This is a genomic window from Pedobacter sp. AC464, from assembly GCF_979253075.1.
Map to the genome: position 1 here is coordinate 1214236 of NZ_CEEDBV010000002.1, position 14858 is coordinate 1229093.

Annotated in this window: 17 protein-coding genes; 14 read left to right on the forward strand and 3 right to left on the reverse strand. The window is 39.7% G+C overall.

Annotation, left to right across the window (positions count from 1 at the left end):
* Positions 1–9: 9 nt before the first annotated feature.
* The 3 genes from AC0IWT_RS16110 (at position 10) to AC0IWT_RS16120 (ending at position 3060) form a co-directional block, all read left to right on the forward strand.
* Complete coding sequence (locus AC0IWT_RS16110; protein WP_056869294.1) at positions 10–1035, forward strand: sensor histidine kinase; 1026 nt, start codon at positions 10–12, stop codon at positions 1033–1035.
* A gap of 360 nt (positions 1036–1395) precedes the next feature.
* Positions 1396–2037 (forward strand): DUF47 domain-containing protein, encoded by a 642-nt coding sequence (locus tag AC0IWT_RS16115; RefSeq protein ID WP_200940304.1) that lies wholly within the window; start codon positions 1396–1398, stop codon positions 2035–2037.
* Positions 2038–2049: 12 nt separating this feature from the next.
* Positions 2050–3060 carry an inorganic phosphate transporter gene (locus AC0IWT_RS16120; RefSeq protein WP_056869292.1) on the forward strand — a complete coding sequence of 337 codons (1011 nt, stop codon included), beginning with the start codon at positions 2050–2052 and terminating at the stop codon, positions 3058–3060.
* A 322-nt stretch (positions 3061–3382) separates the two neighbouring features.
* On the opposite strand, the gene AC0IWT_RS16125 is transcribed toward AC0IWT_RS16120, so the two are convergent.
* Together AC0IWT_RS16125 and AC0IWT_RS16130 are read right to left on the reverse strand one after the other, a co-directional pair.
* Positions 3383–4672 carry a hypothetical protein gene (locus AC0IWT_RS16125; protein ID WP_471797930.1) on the reverse strand — a complete coding sequence of 430 codons (1290 nt, stop codon included), beginning with the start codon at positions 4670–4672 and terminating at the stop codon, positions 3383–3385.
* Positions 4665–5243: an RNA polymerase sigma factor gene (locus AC0IWT_RS16130; RefSeq protein WP_471797931.1), complete on the reverse strand. Its 579-nt coding sequence runs from the start codon at positions 5241–5243 to the stop codon at positions 4665–4667. The genes AC0IWT_RS16125 and AC0IWT_RS16130 overlap by 8 nt, the downstream gene beginning before the upstream one ends.
* 412 nt (positions 5244–5655) lie before the next feature.
* Between AC0IWT_RS16130 and AC0IWT_RS16135 the strand changes: the two genes are divergently transcribed.
* The 11 genes from AC0IWT_RS16135 (at position 5656) to AC0IWT_RS16185 (ending at position 13323) form a co-directional block, all read left to right on the forward strand.
* Positions 5656–6414, forward strand: coding sequence for a DUF4197 domain-containing protein (locus AC0IWT_RS16135; protein WP_471797932.1), 759 nt, complete (start codon positions 5656–5658; stop codon positions 6412–6414).
* Positions 6415–6499: 85 nt separating this feature from the next.
* On the forward strand, positions 6500–7435 hold the full coding sequence (locus tag AC0IWT_RS16140; protein WP_471797933.1) for a hypothetical protein: 936 nt from the start codon (positions 6500–6502) through the stop codon (positions 7433–7435).
* A 319-nt stretch (positions 7436–7754) separates the two neighbouring features.
* The gene (locus tag AC0IWT_RS16145; protein ID WP_056869286.1) at positions 7755–8306 is read left to right on the forward strand and encodes an RNA polymerase sigma factor; all 552 of its coding nucleotides are present in this window, start codon (positions 7755–7757) and stop codon (positions 8304–8306) included.
* An 11-nt stretch (positions 8307–8317) separates the two neighbouring features.
* Positions 8318–8665: a hypothetical protein gene (locus AC0IWT_RS16150; protein WP_471797934.1), complete on the forward strand. Its 348-nt coding sequence runs from the start codon at positions 8318–8320 to the stop codon at positions 8663–8665.
* 353 nt (positions 8666–9018) lie between these two features.
* Positions 9019–9279 (forward strand): hypothetical protein, encoded by a 261-nt coding sequence (locus AC0IWT_RS16155; RefSeq protein ID WP_471797935.1) that lies wholly within the window; start codon positions 9019–9021, stop codon positions 9277–9279.
* A 3-nt stretch (positions 9280–9282) separates the two neighbouring features.
* The gene (locus AC0IWT_RS16160) at positions 9283–9513 is read left to right on the forward strand and encodes a hypothetical protein (protein WP_471797936.1); all 231 of its coding nucleotides are present in this window, start codon (positions 9283–9285) and stop codon (positions 9511–9513) included.
* A 4-nt stretch (positions 9514–9517) separates the two neighbouring features.
* Positions 9518–9901, forward strand: a complete 384-nt coding sequence (locus AC0IWT_RS16165; RefSeq protein ID WP_471797937.1) for a hypothetical protein — start codon at positions 9518–9520, stop codon at positions 9899–9901.
* A gap of 55 nt (positions 9902–9956) precedes the next feature.
* Positions 9957–10400 carry an Hsp20/alpha crystallin family protein gene (locus AC0IWT_RS16170; RefSeq protein ID WP_471797938.1) on the forward strand — a complete coding sequence of 148 codons (444 nt, stop codon included), beginning with the start codon at positions 9957–9959 and terminating at the stop codon, positions 10398–10400.
* A 161-nt stretch (positions 10401–10561) separates the two neighbouring features.
* Positions 10562–11782, forward strand: a complete 1221-nt coding sequence (locus AC0IWT_RS16175; protein ID WP_471797939.1) for a DEAD/DEAH box helicase — start codon at positions 10562–10564, stop codon at positions 11780–11782.
* Between the two features lie 82 nt (positions 11783–11864).
* The gene (locus AC0IWT_RS16180; protein WP_471797940.1) at positions 11865–12335 is read left to right on the forward strand and encodes a Dps family protein; all 471 of its coding nucleotides are present in this window, start codon (positions 11865–11867) and stop codon (positions 12333–12335) included.
* Positions 12336–12411: 76 nt separating this feature from the next.
* The gene (locus AC0IWT_RS16185; RefSeq protein ID WP_471797941.1) at positions 12412–13323 is read left to right on the forward strand and encodes an AEC family transporter; all 912 of its coding nucleotides are present in this window, start codon (positions 12412–12414) and stop codon (positions 13321–13323) included.
* 58 nt (positions 13324–13381) lie between these two features.
* Here the strand turns inward: AC0IWT_RS16185 and AC0IWT_RS16190 are convergent, their stop codons facing one another.
* Complete coding sequence (locus AC0IWT_RS16190; RefSeq protein WP_471798502.1) at positions 13382–14764, reverse strand: L-serine ammonia-lyase; 1383 nt, start codon at positions 14762–14764, stop codon at positions 13382–13384.
* Positions 14765–14858: the final 94 nt, after the last annotated feature.

Sequence of the window (14858 nt, forward strand, 5' to 3'; positions counted from 1 at the left end):
AATTGCAGCATGAAATTAAGTGTGCTGGTTCTATTTACTGCCCTCGCCGTGGCCCTCTCTATCGGCATGGTAAACTTTTATTTTCAGCACAGCTGGTATTACCTTGCCATTTCTTTTGGGGTTTCTTTCCTCAGTAGTTTTCTCGTTTTTTATTACCTGCTGGAGAAATACATTTACACGAAAATTAAATTGATTTATAAGCTAATCCATAACCTTAAACTTGGTAAAGACTTAAAAGATGCACTTGGTGAATATGTAAGTTCTGACCCGATAAACGATGTAGAACAAGAAGTTAAAGAATGGGCCGGGGCTAAAAAGAAGGAAATTGACTTGCTTAAAAAACAGGAGCAGTTTCGCCGGGAGTTTCTTTCCAACGTTTCGCACGAATTTAAAACACCCCTTTTTGCTATTCAGGGATATATTGAAACTTTACAGGATTGCATTGAAGATGACCCGGAAATGGCAGCAAAATTTTTGAAAAAAGCGGAAAACAATGTTGAACGTTTAAGTTATTTAATTAACGATTTGGATGCCATTGCAAAACTTGAAACAGGAGAATCGCCAATTAATTATCAAAAATTCGATTTTGTGCAGCTGGCAAAAGAGGTAATGGAAAACCTGGAAGACCGTGCTAAAGGAAAGCACATTAAACTCTTTTTTAAGGATAAATACACTGCCGTTACCACAGTTAACGCCGATAGGGAAAAAATTCGGCAGGTGCTGATTAACTTAATGGTGAACAGCATTAAATATGGTATTGAAGATGGCGAAACAGCCATTAAGATATTCGAACTCCACGACCAGGTATTAATTGAGGTAACCGATAATGGCATTGGTATTGAAGAAAAACATTTATTTCGCTTATTTGAACGTTTTTACCGCATTGACACCCACCGGGCCCGCGAGGTTGGCGGAACCGGATTAGGACTGGCAATTGTTAAACATATTTTGGAGGCCCACCAGCAAACAATCTCAGTGCGAAGTACCCCAGGAATTGGAACAACCTTTGCTTTCACGTTGCAGAAAGCTGGCTAATATTTCTGAACTCGAGAGAACAATAACACAACACGCAGTGAATCCCAACTGGTCTAGTGGATAAATCATCAGGCGGCAGAGCAGAAAATTTGTAAACCCAACGCTTTCCTATTAACGTTTTACTAACGTTCTTAAACCCGATATAAGCGGCAGCCCCGAATTTTTTATGAGGGCTACAGCGTTTAGCGGGACTAAAGTTACAGAAGCGTTTGAAACGGTAATTTCCAAGCCTCATTCACCAGGCAAACCACTATAGAATTACTTAACCTTGTGTGTGGCAGGCTGATTGCTTAATATAATTAAGAACTTAACATTAACTTAACATTGAGCTTGTAGCTTTGCAACATATTAAAAATTAACATGAACAATATTTTCAAGTTCTTTACGCCTCAAGATAGAAAGTTTCATCCTCTTTTTGAGCAAGCCGGTAGCAACGCTTTAAAGATTGCTGAAACGCTTTTAGAAATGGTTAGCACAGGTGATGCTGAAGCTAGAAAAACCATTTTTAAAGAAATTGAGCGCTTAGAACACGTTGGGGACGACATTACGCATTCAATTTTCTTAGAATTGAGCAGAAATTTCATCACCCCGTTTGATAGAGAGGATATACACCAATTGGCTACGGCAGTTGATGATGTTGCCGATTATATTTATGGCACTGCAAACCGCATGCAGATGTACAACATGAATACCATAAACGAACCAATTGTAAAGATTGCAGAGCTTTTGGTAGAAATGTGTACCGATATTGATAAAGCAATTAAAGAATTGCGCAGTTTCAAAAACATACGTGTTATTGCCGATGCTTGTATCCGCATTAATAGCGGAGAAAACCAGGCTGATTATGTTTTTACATTAGCAGTTGCCCGTTTATTCGAGTATGAAACCAATGCAATTGAATTAATTAAACAAAAAGAGGTTTTACAAACGATAGAAAAAGCGACAGATAAGTGTGAGGATGTGGCGAATGTACTGGAAACTATCTTGGTTAAAAACGCTTAATAAAAAACAAACATGGTAACTACCTTATTGGTTGTTGTTGTAATTCTGGCCATTGCTTTCGATTACATTAACGGCTTCCACGATGCCGCTAACTCGATTGCAACGGTTGTTTCTACAAAAGTTCTTACGCCTTTTCAGGCGGTTTTGTGGGCTGCACTTTTTAATTTCGCAGCTTACTTTTATTTTACCGACCATAAAGTGGCCAACACGGTTGCCAAAACGGTAATCGAAAATTACATTACATTAGAAGTTATTTTAGCTGGCCTAATTGCCGCTATCATCTGGAATCTTTTAACCTGGTGGTATGGTATTCCGTCAAGTTCATCGCATACCTTAATTGGTGGTTTCGCAGGTGCAGGTATGACACATGCGTTACTTACAGGCGCCAGTCCGCTTGATGCTGTAAATATGGGTTACGTTGTTAAAATTGTGTCGTTTATTGTATTGGCGCCAATAATTGGTATGGTAATATCGGTGGTTTTAACCCTGATCATCATCAATATTTGTCGCTATGCCAAACCTGCAACTGCAGAAAAATGGTTTAAACGGTTACAGTTACTATCATCTGCGGCATTGAGTTTCTTCCACGGCGGTAACGATGCGCAGAAGGTAATGGGTATTATTGCGACGGCTTTAATTGCTGCAAAGGTTATCCCAACTTTTGAAGCCATGCCGGCTTGGGTGCCAATTTGCTGTTATTCGGCAATTTCACTTGGTACAATGAGCGGTGGCTGGAAGATTGTGAAAACAATGGGCTCGAAAATTACCAAAGTTACGGCACTGGAAGGTGTTGCAGCTGAAGGTGCCGGTGCCATTACATTAGGCATTACCGAACATTTTGGTATCCCCGTATCCACCACGCACACCATCACAGGCTCTATTGTGGGTGTAGGCGTTGTAAAAAGTGTTTCGGCTGTAAGATGGGGTGTAACAATTAACTTAATCTGGGCATGGATTTTAACCATTCCTGTTTCTGCTACCTTGGCCGCAATTATATATGGAATAATTTATTACTTCAAATAGATTTCAAAATACTTTTAAATATTTTGAGGAAGACTAAGGCTATTGCTTTAGTCTTTTTTCTTTTACAAGGGTAAGCACATTTTTCCAACGGAGATAAGCAGAGCTCGAGAATTTCCTATTGATTATTAGGTAGAATTGGGGATGATACAGGATTTCGGCTTGTGGTCATTTATAGACACGAAGCAATTTTACCACGATTGTTATTTAAATATGAATGAAACCATTAAGACTGCTTCGTGCCTCACAATGACAAGTTTTTCGTATGTAGTGCAACAAAATAATATTCCCGAAATCGTTCCACTTCTAATCCGTTGGTTTAATCCTAAAACTTAACACTCATTTCTACCACATCATTTCCATTCTTAGGCAACACCCAATCAGGGCCGGTTTCAATTAGCCTTTTGGCTTCAGCATCAGCCTTTTTGTTTAACGATTTTAAAACAGACACATTGGTAGGTCGCCCGTTCTTTCTAACTTTAAAGCTCAAAATAACATATTGTGCGGGTCCTTTCGAATTATAAAGCTTGTTGTTGCTCTCTAAATACTGCTCGTAATTTATTGTAGATACCGGCACAGGTTTCGTAATTTCACCTTTAGCGCCATCCAAATTTTCAACAGCTTTTAAAACAATTTTCTGCGGAACTATGGTTTCTTTCTTTCGCCCGTTAGAACCTGTAATTAACGCGATTTCATTTAGCGATCTATCACCTGATAAAGCCGTTCGTATGGCTTCCGGATTGGTAACCAAAGCCCTGTCATTAAAACCCGGAGCCTTAATTAATATTTCTTTATTCTTATCAATACTATCAACGGGCAAAGTGAAGAAACCGGCCGCATTTGTCGCGGTTACCGCCTTCGAATTTTCAAGTTTTACAACAGCACCCTGAACTGGCTGCCCGGTTTGAGAAACAACATTACCACTGTAAATCAGTTCACTCCCAGAACTTGCAGGCGCAGCAGAAACCGTTACTTCATCCATAGCGCTGCCAACCTTAATGCGCTGCATAGCCATTGGCGCTGTCTTTGCCATTTTCTCCTCCGAATATGCTGAACCAACAATTGCTGGTTTGGCTCCAACTTCTGCATTTCTAATGGAAGGCAAAGCCTTTGTGTTTTTAGCTAAATCGCCGGTTTTCGAATCAACAATTGCCTTATCAATTAAAGCAGTTTTCGAAGCTTCAGTTGCCATTATAGCAGTATCTTCAGCCTTAGGCTTAGTTAAAGCTACTGCGTTCATCGAATCTAAATTAACAATAACACCAGTCGATTTTCGGGCAGCAATCTCTGCACTTTTACGGTTTGTTTCCCGCATAAAAAACAAAATGCTTACTGCAATAAAAGCAACAGTAGCCGTTGCAGCAATACTTAAACGCTGCGTAGTAATGCCCCACATCTTACGTTTAACCGGTTTTTCAGAAACCCGATCGTAAAGCTGTTTTTGTAAAATAGAAAGTGTGTGCTTGCGTTTTGGCGATTGGCGCAAACCTTCGAGCGCTTCGGCAACGAAAGGATCATCTAAAGCCTGCCTTTCTACAAAGTGCATACCTTTAGCATCAAGCTTACCGTCAAGGTAATCTTCCAGCACATCAATATCCAACCAATCGTTATTCACCGCTATTTTTCTCTATACAAATCTTTAAATTCCGCTTACCGTTTTGAATGTAACTTTTCACCTTAAGCATATCGTAGCCAGTAATATCGGCTACTTCTTTATAGCATTTCTCCTGTAAATAAAATAAATCTACGCTTTTTCGCTGTTCTTCTGTTAAGGTTTCCATGCACTTTTCCATAATGCTAAGCTGGGTTTCCTTTGTGTTGTCAATATCCAGATGCACAAATTCCGTATTTTCCACAAATGTATCATCCAACGAAACGTTATTTTGTTTAGACGATTTCCGGAGCGCCATTAAGCAATGGTTTCTTGTGAGAACGTGCAACCAGCTTTTAAAATTTTGCACCTCATGTATTTTGAGTTTCGTGACCAGTTCCTCAAAAATCTGCATAACGGCATCCTTGCTTAGCTCTTCGTCTTTAAAATAATTTAGGCAAACCCCAAAAACAAGGTGCATGTACTTATTGTAAAGCGTACCCAACGAGTCTAAATTGCCGGTATTTTTATACTCGGCAATCAAGTCAGCATCTTCTTTCTGGTTGTTTCCAGCTGTATTTTTTATAAACTTCAAAAAATTGGGAGCTAATACAAATTATCCTTCAAGTATAAAAAATATTTCTGAGTGATTGTCGAATTAACTGAAGATATAGGTTTTCGATTTTTTATGCGGAAAGCGAGGTTCGGTGCGTATTGGGCTAGGCCCTGCCCCGCTTTTTGCTGCAATCTTTTTAAACGCGGTAACTTGCAAAACGAAAATTTATTTTTATCGGCTAAACCCGTTTGATAATTCAATGGTGGTGCAAAAAAAGTATTTCCGCGGCAATCGGGTTTACAACACGCAGGTAATTACAGGAGATCGCGGCTGCAAAGCGCAAACAAAGTTCTTGTTTACAAATCCGGTAAAGCTTGTGCTTAAAACATTTCCCACCGGAATAGCTTTTTGTGGCAGTGGTTTTGCTTATCAGAAACTAAACACACACAAAATGAAAAAATTTAATATTCTACCCGCAGTTCTGGCATTGATATTATTTTCGAACCTGAATGTAAGCGCACAAGTTAAATTGAGCGATATCTTTAAAAAAATTACAGAAAAAACCAACTCAACAAGTGTAAGTGGTACGCCCTCCAGCTTGGAAATTGGTCAGGGAATTAAAGAAGCGCTACAGATTGGTGTTTCGGCCGGGGCAGACAGGCTTTCGGTAAAGGATGGCTTTTTGGGTAATTTGGCCGTTAAAATCCTCATGCCACCCGAAGCCCAGAAAGTTGAAAGAACTTTAAGAAGTATTGGCTTGAATAAACTTTGCGATAATGTTATTGTAAGTTTAAACCGGGCCGCCGAAGATGCAGCAACAGAAGCTAAACCAATCTTTATCTCGGCAATTAAGCAGATGACGCTAACAGACGCAACAAATATACTTTTAGGCAACAAAACTGCAGCGACAGAATATTTTAAACGCGTTACAACATCGCAACTCATGCAAAAATTCAGTCCGATTGTAACCACAAGCCTAAACAAAGTAAATGCAACCAAGTATTATACCGACTTAACTTCGCAATACAATCGTTTGCCGTTGGTAAAACCGGTAAACACAAACTTAACCGAATATGTAACCGAAAAGGCAATTGATGGCTTGTTTCTGGAAGTCGCCAAAGAGGAGTTAAAAATAAGAGACAACTTTAGCGCACGAAGCACCACTTTATTACAAAAAGTATTTGGCTATGCCGACAAGAAAAAAAGTTAAGTCGTTGTAAAATCATAAAAGAAAAGATTTGGGCCGGTAGCGTGCCCAAATCTTTTTTGTTTAAAAACAATTTGTAAAATTGTAAATGACTAAAATCAGCGGCAAAATTATTTCCCTTTTTATTCCTTTTTTTGCAACAGTTGCTTCCTGTAACAACGATAATGCAGGCGAAGGAAGCAAAAAGGCTGTTTTGGATACCATTTCTTTAAGCAATAAAAGTTTTGCACTGGCTTACCAGGATGGGAACAAAATTGTAGCAACCAGTATTGATACGATGAAGCAGATATCATTTGGTGGTGCTACTGAACCGGCAATTTCGCCTGATGGAAATAAACTGGCTTATACAGTTCAAGATACAGCAGGCCACAAATCCATATGGGTTGCGGATATGGAAAATAAGAGCCAGTTGCAGTTACAGGTAAATGGTGCTAACCATTACGATGCAATTTGGTCGCCAGACGGAACCGCCATGGCTTTCAGCATTATCAATGAGAAAAACATTAATAAGGTTGGCCTGATAAAAACTGACAACACCGGCTATACCATGTTTGAAGGTGCTTCTAGCACAAATTTTTACGCCCCGACCTGGAAAAACGAAAAAGAAATTGTTGCACAGGATTTAATTAACCTTTACATTTTTGACCTTACCGGGAAGGTAATCGACAAAAAACCCATTGAAACTTTGATTGGAAAACAATTTAATATAGCAAATACCAACCGTTTCTTTTATTCAAAAGATGGGCAAAAACTGATTTTTAACGCCGGCGATTCCGATAAATTACCTGGACTGAACGCACCGGCTCAGGCGGTTTATGTTTTAGATTTAACTTCTAAAAAAGTAGAGCGGATTTCGGCAGACGGCATGAATGTGCCATATGTTTTTTTAACCGCCGATGACAGGATTTTTTATAGTGGCTCGGAAAAGCCGTTTACCCAGAGTAAAATTTATGTTTCTGATTTAAAGGGAAACAGTAAACTGGTTGTTGATAACGGAACCAATCCAACAGGAACATTGAAGTAAAGCTTATACACCGGGGAAATTTCGACCGGGATGGATCTTCCAAAATATTGTTAGTAATGTTGCGCTTGCAATGTGGGTTTTTTGCACAATTTTGTGTTAATTAAACCTGATTGCAATGAAAAGCCCGCAAGCGAGGTACGAGTGCGGACTTGAAATGAAAAGCAGGGCCAATATTGCCAAAAGCCACTGCCTTTCATTTCCAAAAAAAAATGCCTTGCGACTGTTTCCTCAACAAAACTTGATTATTCAATAAAAAATTTAGCAAATTTTAAAGTAATATTGATTTTCATCCGTCTACGGAGTTATCAAACAAAAAGTTTTGCCAACAAACGAATCCCAAAATGTAATTTCTACGGTTGCCAATTACGGTAAACGCTTATTCAGTTTTATCCGCGGGCGGGTGAACACGGATGAGGATGCGGAAGATATTTTGCAGGATGTATGGTTTCAGTTGAGCAACCAGCCCGAGGCTGGAACGATTGAGCAAATTAGTGGCTGGCTTTATCGGGTGGCCAGAAATAAAATTACCGACAAGTACCGTAAGCAAAAAGATGTGCTTATAGATGATTTGAGCTATGAGGATGAGGATGGCGAAATCAATTTCAGAGAGATATTGCTGGCAGAATCTTTCTCTCCTGAAGAGGAAAGTTTAAAAAAACTTTTTTGGGATCAGTTGTTTTTAGCTTTAGAAGAATTGCCGGAAAACCAGCGTTATGTGTTCGTTCAGAATGAGCTTGAAGACAGGACCTTTCAGGAATTAGCGGATGAAACCGGCGAAAATATTAAAACTTTAATATCGAGAAAAGGCTACGCGGTGAAGCATTTACGTTCCCGATTACAAAATTTATATCAAGAATTTATTAACTATTAATTGAGCAGAAAATGATGAACAGAAAGTTTAGTAAAGGGAAGAAATTCATTTTCTTTTTACCGGTTGTGGCACTTATTGCCGCTGCTTTGGGTTACATTGTTATGTATTTATGGAATTGGATTTTACCGGATGTTGTGCATGCAGGGCGGTTAAATTTCTGGCAGGCGCTGGGAGTGCTGGTATTATGCCGGTTGCTTTTTGGCAATTTTAATAAAGGCGGAGGTAATAACAACCGCTTTAAGCAAAAAGCGATGGGCATGCGCTCAAAATGGCAGAACATGAACGATGAAGAACGGGCAAAGTTTAGAGAAGAATACAAAAGGAGATGCGCCGGATGGGGGCATCGCAACAAAGACTAATTTTTAGCCAGCTTTTTAGCTGGCTTTTTTTTTGCTAAATGATAAAAAAAGCTGCGCCTTTTCCTGGTGCTTCCATTCAACATATTAAGAACCAGGCAAAGGTTGTTTCAATATTTTCGAAAAGTGAAATTTGTTTAAGCCTTAATGCTGAGTTTTATTTCTGCGCTACCATGATTCACCAAACCTATATTTCTGATTCATTCTTTTCTTACTTCGTGCAGTAAAATACTGCTTTTCAGGTCTTTTCCAACGCTGGGATTTTAGGGTTTAAAAACTTTTTTCTTTTTTTTTTAAAGTAAAAGCAAGACTCTACCGTCTACCCTTTTAAATAACAAAATTTTAAAATGAAACAGATGTTAAAATCAATAGGCTTCGGGATTGTGCTTGGCGCAGCCGCCTTCTTCATACCCTTTTTATTCAAATTTATCTTTGCTGTATTGTTAATCGGCTTAGTGTTTAGATTAATTTTCAAACGCAGAATTTATCGCCATTTTACCAATAAATATGAGCGATTTGGCCATTACTATTCGCCAATAGTTCCGATAGATAACCAATGGTACAAACCTGCAATTCAAGGAAATGGTACAGTTCATAATGTTAACATAAATTATTAACCGATGAAAGCAATTAGAATATTATTAGCAATAGCTGCTGCAGGAGCAACATTTTATAGCCTCAACGCATTTGCAGTAAAGAATGGTTACCCCGATAGATTGGATTTTAGAAACAGGCATTATCAGGAAGATTGCAACCATCGGCCATCTAGAACCCATTTGCTAAGGCCGCACTACAGAGGAACTGTTGATACCTCAATTAAAGCGACAGATAGCGTAAACCTTAATAAATAAGCCGATGTCTCTAGTTCTATTTTTAAGTGCGCCATTTGAAAGCGATGTTCAGCCAAACCTCGGTTTAGCCAGCGAGCTAATAACGCGTGGCGAAAAGGTAACATTTTTTAGCTCTGATGAATTTAAACAGCCTATTGAAGAAATCGGTGCAGATTTTAAAGCATACAATAAAGATTTAGATGTTTTTGGCAAGGTAAAACACGCAGGGAAATCGAAACCCGGTTTAATTACCGCCTTGTTAGAACCAATGAAATTTATCGATGACATTGTGGTGCAGATTCGGGGTTTAAAATTTGATTATGCGCTTTTTTCACCCTCTTATCCATACGCTAATATCATTTCACAGCTATTGGGAATTCCGCAAACAGCGCTTGAGGTTTCCAATTAAAATATTGGCTCTTCGCCAATGAATTAACAAACTAATAACAATTAAAATTAACAACATGTATAACGAAAATAGATGCCATACAGGCAAAATGAATAGCCGTTGGGGCAGAAACTTTGGCCACCATCACCACGGGAAATTTGCCCACCATGCAGAAAAAATGTTTGGCGACAGACTAAGACGCGTACCTGCAAACATCGAAGAAACTGATGACAGCTTTATAATTCATCTTTTTGCGCCGGCCCTGGTTAAAGAAAATTTAAAGGTGATTACTAAAGATGATGTCCTTACCGTCTCTTACGCCCCGAAAGAGGAAGATGCCGGCGCAGAAAAGTTTAGCAGAAGAGAATACAGTAACGGTGCTTTCGAAAGGGCATTTGCACTAAACGGAAAAGTGTTAAGCGAAAATATCGCTGCAAAATATGCCGATGGAATTCTGAAAATTACCCTTCCTAAAAACCCCGAAACCAATATACCTGCAAAAGATATTGCAGTAAACTAAGTTTCGTCTATTATAATTTCTGAAGCCCCGCTTGTTTTACAATCGGGGCTTTTTTTCTGCAGGAATTGGTTTCCAAATCATTTAAGAAATCAAGTTTTAAGTCTTGTTTGCTATTCGCCGTATTTTAAGGTACTTTTGCTAAAATACATAAACATAACAGATTGAATTTTAACGACTTTAATTTTAACCCCGACTTATACGAAGGCCTGATGGCCATGGGGTATAAAAGCGCTACTCCGATACAAGAACAAGCCATTCCGGTAATTTTAGATAATCACGACCTTATTGCCTGCGCCCAAACCGGCACAGGAAAAACAGCCAGCTATCTTTTGCCGGTAATGGATAAGATTATGAGGGCGAAGGACAGGCACAACAATACTTTAATTTTAGCGCCAACCCGAGAGCTTGCCCAACAAATTGATTTACAGGTAGAGGCACTTGCATACTTTACCAATATTAGCTCGCTGGCGGTATATGGTGGTGGCGATGGAATTGCATACGAACAACAAAAACGCTCGATGCGTGATGGTGTTGACGTAATTATAGCGACCCCGGGCCGATTAATGGCGCATCTATCTTCTGGTGTATTGAAGCTTGAACATTTACAACATCTTATTTTAGATGAGGCAGACAGGATGTTGGACATGGGCTTTTATGATGATATTATTCGGATTATAAGCTACCTGCCAAAAAAACGTCAGACGCTGCTTTTTTCTGCTACAATGGCGCCAAAAATCAGGACGATGGCAGGCAAAATTTTGCATGAACCGCAACAAATTACCATTTCTATTGCTAAGCCGGCAGAGGGAATTAATCAGCAAGCCTACTTTATTCACGACCAGCAGAAGCAAGCTTTATTAACTGATATTTTTAAAGATGGAACGTACAAGAGTGCAATCATTTTCGCATCTACAAAAGATAAAGTAAAGGGTTTATACAAAACTTTTAAAGGATTGGGCATTAAAGCGGATGCTTTCCACTCAGATTTAGGTCAGAAAGAACGCGAAGATATTTTGCTTGCGTTTAAAAATAAGAGATTACCAATAATTATCGGCACCGATGTGCTCTCTCGCGGGATTGATGTTGAAGGCGTTGATTTGGTAATTAATTACGATGTACCTGGCGACCCTGCCGATTATGTACACCGAATCGGTAGAACTGCAAGGGCTTCGACAAAAGGAACTGCAATTACGCTGGTTAACGGACGAGATAAACGAAAATTCGATAACATCGAAAAGTTGATTGAAAAAGAAGTTCCGAAAATGACTTTACCTGAGCATGTTGCTACTATGGAAATTACCCATGTAGAAGAGAAAAGACCACATCAAAACAAAGGAAACAAAAAGGTTTGGCACAAGAAAAAACCTAAGCCAACAAGTTAAACTTTATTTAACATAAGCATGATATAGACTTTCTTGTTTCACAACTATTAAGGGTAAATTAGTACATCAAAATAGAAAAAACATGAAAACAAATATCGGAATTTCCGCCGAAAACAGACAGGCTGTTTCAGAGCAGTTGGCTAAGTTGCTTGCTGATGAATACGTTTTGTATACCAAAACACGAAATGCCCATTGGAACGTTGAAGGTGCTGATTTTTTATCAAAACATAAATTTTTTGAAGAGCAATACGGTTTACTCGAGGGATTTATAGACAGCGTGGCAGAACGAATTCGTAAAATTGGCCATTATGCACCGGCAACGCTTAAAAACTTTTTAGCTTTAACGCATTTAACAGAGTACAGCGAACGGAAAAACGATAGTTTAGGCTATATTAAAGATCTTTTAGCAGACCATGAAACCGTTATTGAATTTATCAGAGGCAATATTAATCCGATTGCTGATGAATACGGAGATGCTGGAACGAGTGATTACTTAACCGGTTTAATGGAAGAGCATGAAGAGATGGCGTGGATTTTAAGAGCTCATTTATAAGAATAAATATTTTAAGAAACGCGGATAAGAGAAATTTTATCCGCGTTTCTCTTTTTCGTTATCTTTGCCACATTCAATGGCAAACTTCATTTTAATCGGCATATGCATCATCGCAGGAATACTTTTTCGCAAAAGCAAGACCTTGCCGAAAGACGCTCATAAAGGGATAAATGCCTGGATTATCTATGTCGCTTTGCCAGCCGTTTCCTTTAAATATCTTCCCCACATAACCTGGACGAATGAACTGCTTTTTCCCGCCTTCGCTCCGGTTTGCGTTTGGCTGTTAGGCTGGGTTTTCATTACACTATACAGTAGGTTTAGCAAAATTAGCAGGGCTACTTCGGGTGGCTTAAAACTGGTGAGTTCATTAAGCAACACCTCATTTATCGGCTTTCCATTAATTATTGCCTACTTTAGTGAAAAGGAACTAGCCATTGCCATAATCTGCGATCAGGTTACGTTTACATTGCTATCAACCATCGGTATAGTGGTAGCCATTCGTTCCGCTCAGAAACAGACCCTAAGCCCAAAACTCGTTATTAAGAAAGTGCTGACTTTTCCGCCATTAATTGGCTGCATTTTGGCTTTAACCCTTCCCAAATTCATCAATCTATCGAGCCTTGATGTCCTTTTCGATAAACTGGCCGGAACTGTGGGCCCACTGGCATTGTTTTCTATTGGCCTGCAGCTGAAGTTTGGCGGTTGGTTTAGTGAAATTAAACACATCAGCGCCGCTTTATGCTATAAATTAATTTTATCGCCTCTTGCGGTATCGCTTATCGCCTTACTTTTAGGTATGAGTGGAATAATAACCAAGATAACAATTTTCGAAATGGCAATGCCAACGTTATTAACCGCGGGCGTTGTAGCAGACCAGTATAATTTGAACCCGAAGGTATCGAATCTGGTGGTTGGAATCGGGATTTTGCTTTCGTTTATCACAACCGCAATTTGGTGGCTGGTGCTAAACTATTCTGGTTTGATTTAGTATATCAGAAGCCGTATCGTTTTCTGACACGAACGACGATGGTTACAACTAAAAGTGTTTAACACTCAGGCAAACTGATTGGAATGTTTGTCGCCAGGCCGCCGTCAGAAGTTTCTTTGTATTTGGCATTCATATCTAACGCGGTCTCCCACATCGTATTTACAACAGCGTCTAAACTCACCTTCGCCTTATCAGGGTTACTTTGAAGCGCTAGCTGGCTTGCTGTTATTGCTTTAATGGCGCCCATAGTATTTCTTTCGATGCATGGAATCTGTACCAGTCCACCAATCGGGTCGCAGGTTAAACCAAGGTGATGTTCCATTGCGATTTCTGCGGCCATAAGTACCTGCCGCTGCGAACCGCCCAAACATTCGGTTAAGGCCGCAGCAGCCATAGCAGACGAAACACCGATTTCGGCCTGACAGCCACCCATTGCAGCTGAGATGGTTGCCCCCTTTTTAAAAATGCTTCCAATTTCGGAGGCACAGGCAATAAACTGAATTATTTTAGCTTCCGAATAGCCATCGCAAAAAGTGATATAATATTGCAGAACAGCAGGAATTACCCCCGCAGCACCATTTGTAGGAGCGGTAACCACACGCCCGAAAGAGGCATTTTCTTCATTTACGGCAAGTGCAAAACAACTCACCCAATCTAAAATATAGTTAAATCCATTTCCGCCTTTTTTAATAGCTTCAACCCACGAATTGTAGTCCTGATATTCGCTTTTCCCAATCAGCCGCCTGTTCAACGGAAAAGCCCTTCTCGCAACATCAAGGCCGCCTGGCAAAAAGCCGGTGGTATGGCAACCACGATAGATGCAATCTCTCATTACCGCAAAATGCTGTAGAATACCCGCTTTGGTAACCGATTCCGGGCGCCAGGAAAGTTCATTTTCCATAACGATTTCACTCACCTTTAGCCCTGTAGATAAACACCAGTGAAGAAGCTCCTTCGCCTTTTCAACTGGAAAGGGTAAATCTACCTGAGGTTTTTGGCTGTTATCTTCACCTTCTTTTACTACAAAACCGCCACCGATCGAATAGTAGGTTTCGGAGAAAGCCTTTCCATTATTTAAAAATGCCTGAAATGTTACCGCATTTGGATGAAAAGGAAGACTCTCGGCAAAAAGGAAAAGCAGGTCGTTCTCGAAATCAAAGTCGATGGTGACATTACCTGCTAAGTTCAACTTTTTGTCCGTCTGGATTTTTTCAAAAGTCGGCGTAACGGCATCAACATCAAAAGTTACAGGGTCGGCACCCGTTAAGCCTAACAATATTGCAACATCAGTTCCGTGGCCTTTACCTGTTTTTGCAAGCGAACCATAAAGCAAGATTTTTACCATCTCCACAGTTTCTAAAAGATCATTTTCTTTTAAGGAAGCGGTAAATTGCTGGGCAGCCCGCCATGGCCCGAGCGTATGAGAACTGGAGGGGCCAATGCCTATTTTAAAAATATCGAAAACTGAGATTTGTTCCTTACTCATGAATTTAGCTAGTTACACAAAGCTAAGATTTGTTTTACGATTTAGCGTG

Excerpts from the sequence above, each read along its gene's own strand:
- AC0IWT_RS16110 (WP_056869294.1), top strand. The coding sequence starts at position 10 with ATGAAATTAAGTGTGCTGGTTCTATTTACTGCCCTCGCCGTGGCCCTC.
- AC0IWT_RS16115 (WP_200940304.1), top strand. The coding sequence starts at position 1,396 with ATGAACAATATTTTCAAGTTCTTTACGCCTCAAGATAGAAAGTTTCAT.
- AC0IWT_RS16120 (WP_056869292.1), top strand. The coding sequence starts at position 2,050 with ATGGTAACTACCTTATTGGTTGTTGTTGTAATTCTGGCCATTGCTTTC.
- AC0IWT_RS16135 (WP_471797932.1), top strand. The coding sequence starts at position 5,656 with ATGAAAAAATTTAATATTCTACCCGCAGTTCTGGCATTGATATTATTT.
- AC0IWT_RS16140 (WP_471797933.1), top strand. The coding sequence starts at position 6,500 with ATGACTAAAATCAGCGGCAAAATTATTTCCCTTTTTATTCCTTTTTTT.
- AC0IWT_RS16150 (WP_471797934.1), top strand. The coding sequence starts at position 8,318 with ATGATGAACAGAAAGTTTAGTAAAGGGAAGAAATTCATTTTCTTTTTA.
- AC0IWT_RS16155 (WP_471797935.1), top strand. The coding sequence starts at position 9,019 with ATGTTAAAATCAATAGGCTTCGGGATTGTGCTTGGCGCAGCCGCCTTC.
- AC0IWT_RS16160 (WP_471797936.1), top strand. The coding sequence starts at position 9,283 with ATGAAAGCAATTAGAATATTATTAGCAATAGCTGCTGCAGGAGCAACA.
- AC0IWT_RS16165 (WP_471797937.1), top strand. The coding sequence starts at position 9,518 with ATGTCTCTAGTTCTATTTTTAAGTGCGCCATTTGAAAGCGATGTTCAG.
- AC0IWT_RS16170 (WP_471797938.1), top strand. The coding sequence starts at position 9,957 with ATGTATAACGAAAATAGATGCCATACAGGCAAAATGAATAGCCGTTGG.
- AC0IWT_RS16180 (WP_471797940.1), top strand. The coding sequence starts at position 11,865 with ATGAAAACAAATATCGGAATTTCCGCCGAAAACAGACAGGCTGTTTCA.
- AC0IWT_RS16185 (WP_471797941.1), top strand. The coding sequence starts at position 12,412 with ATGGCAAACTTCATTTTAATCGGCATATGCATCATCGCAGGAATACTT.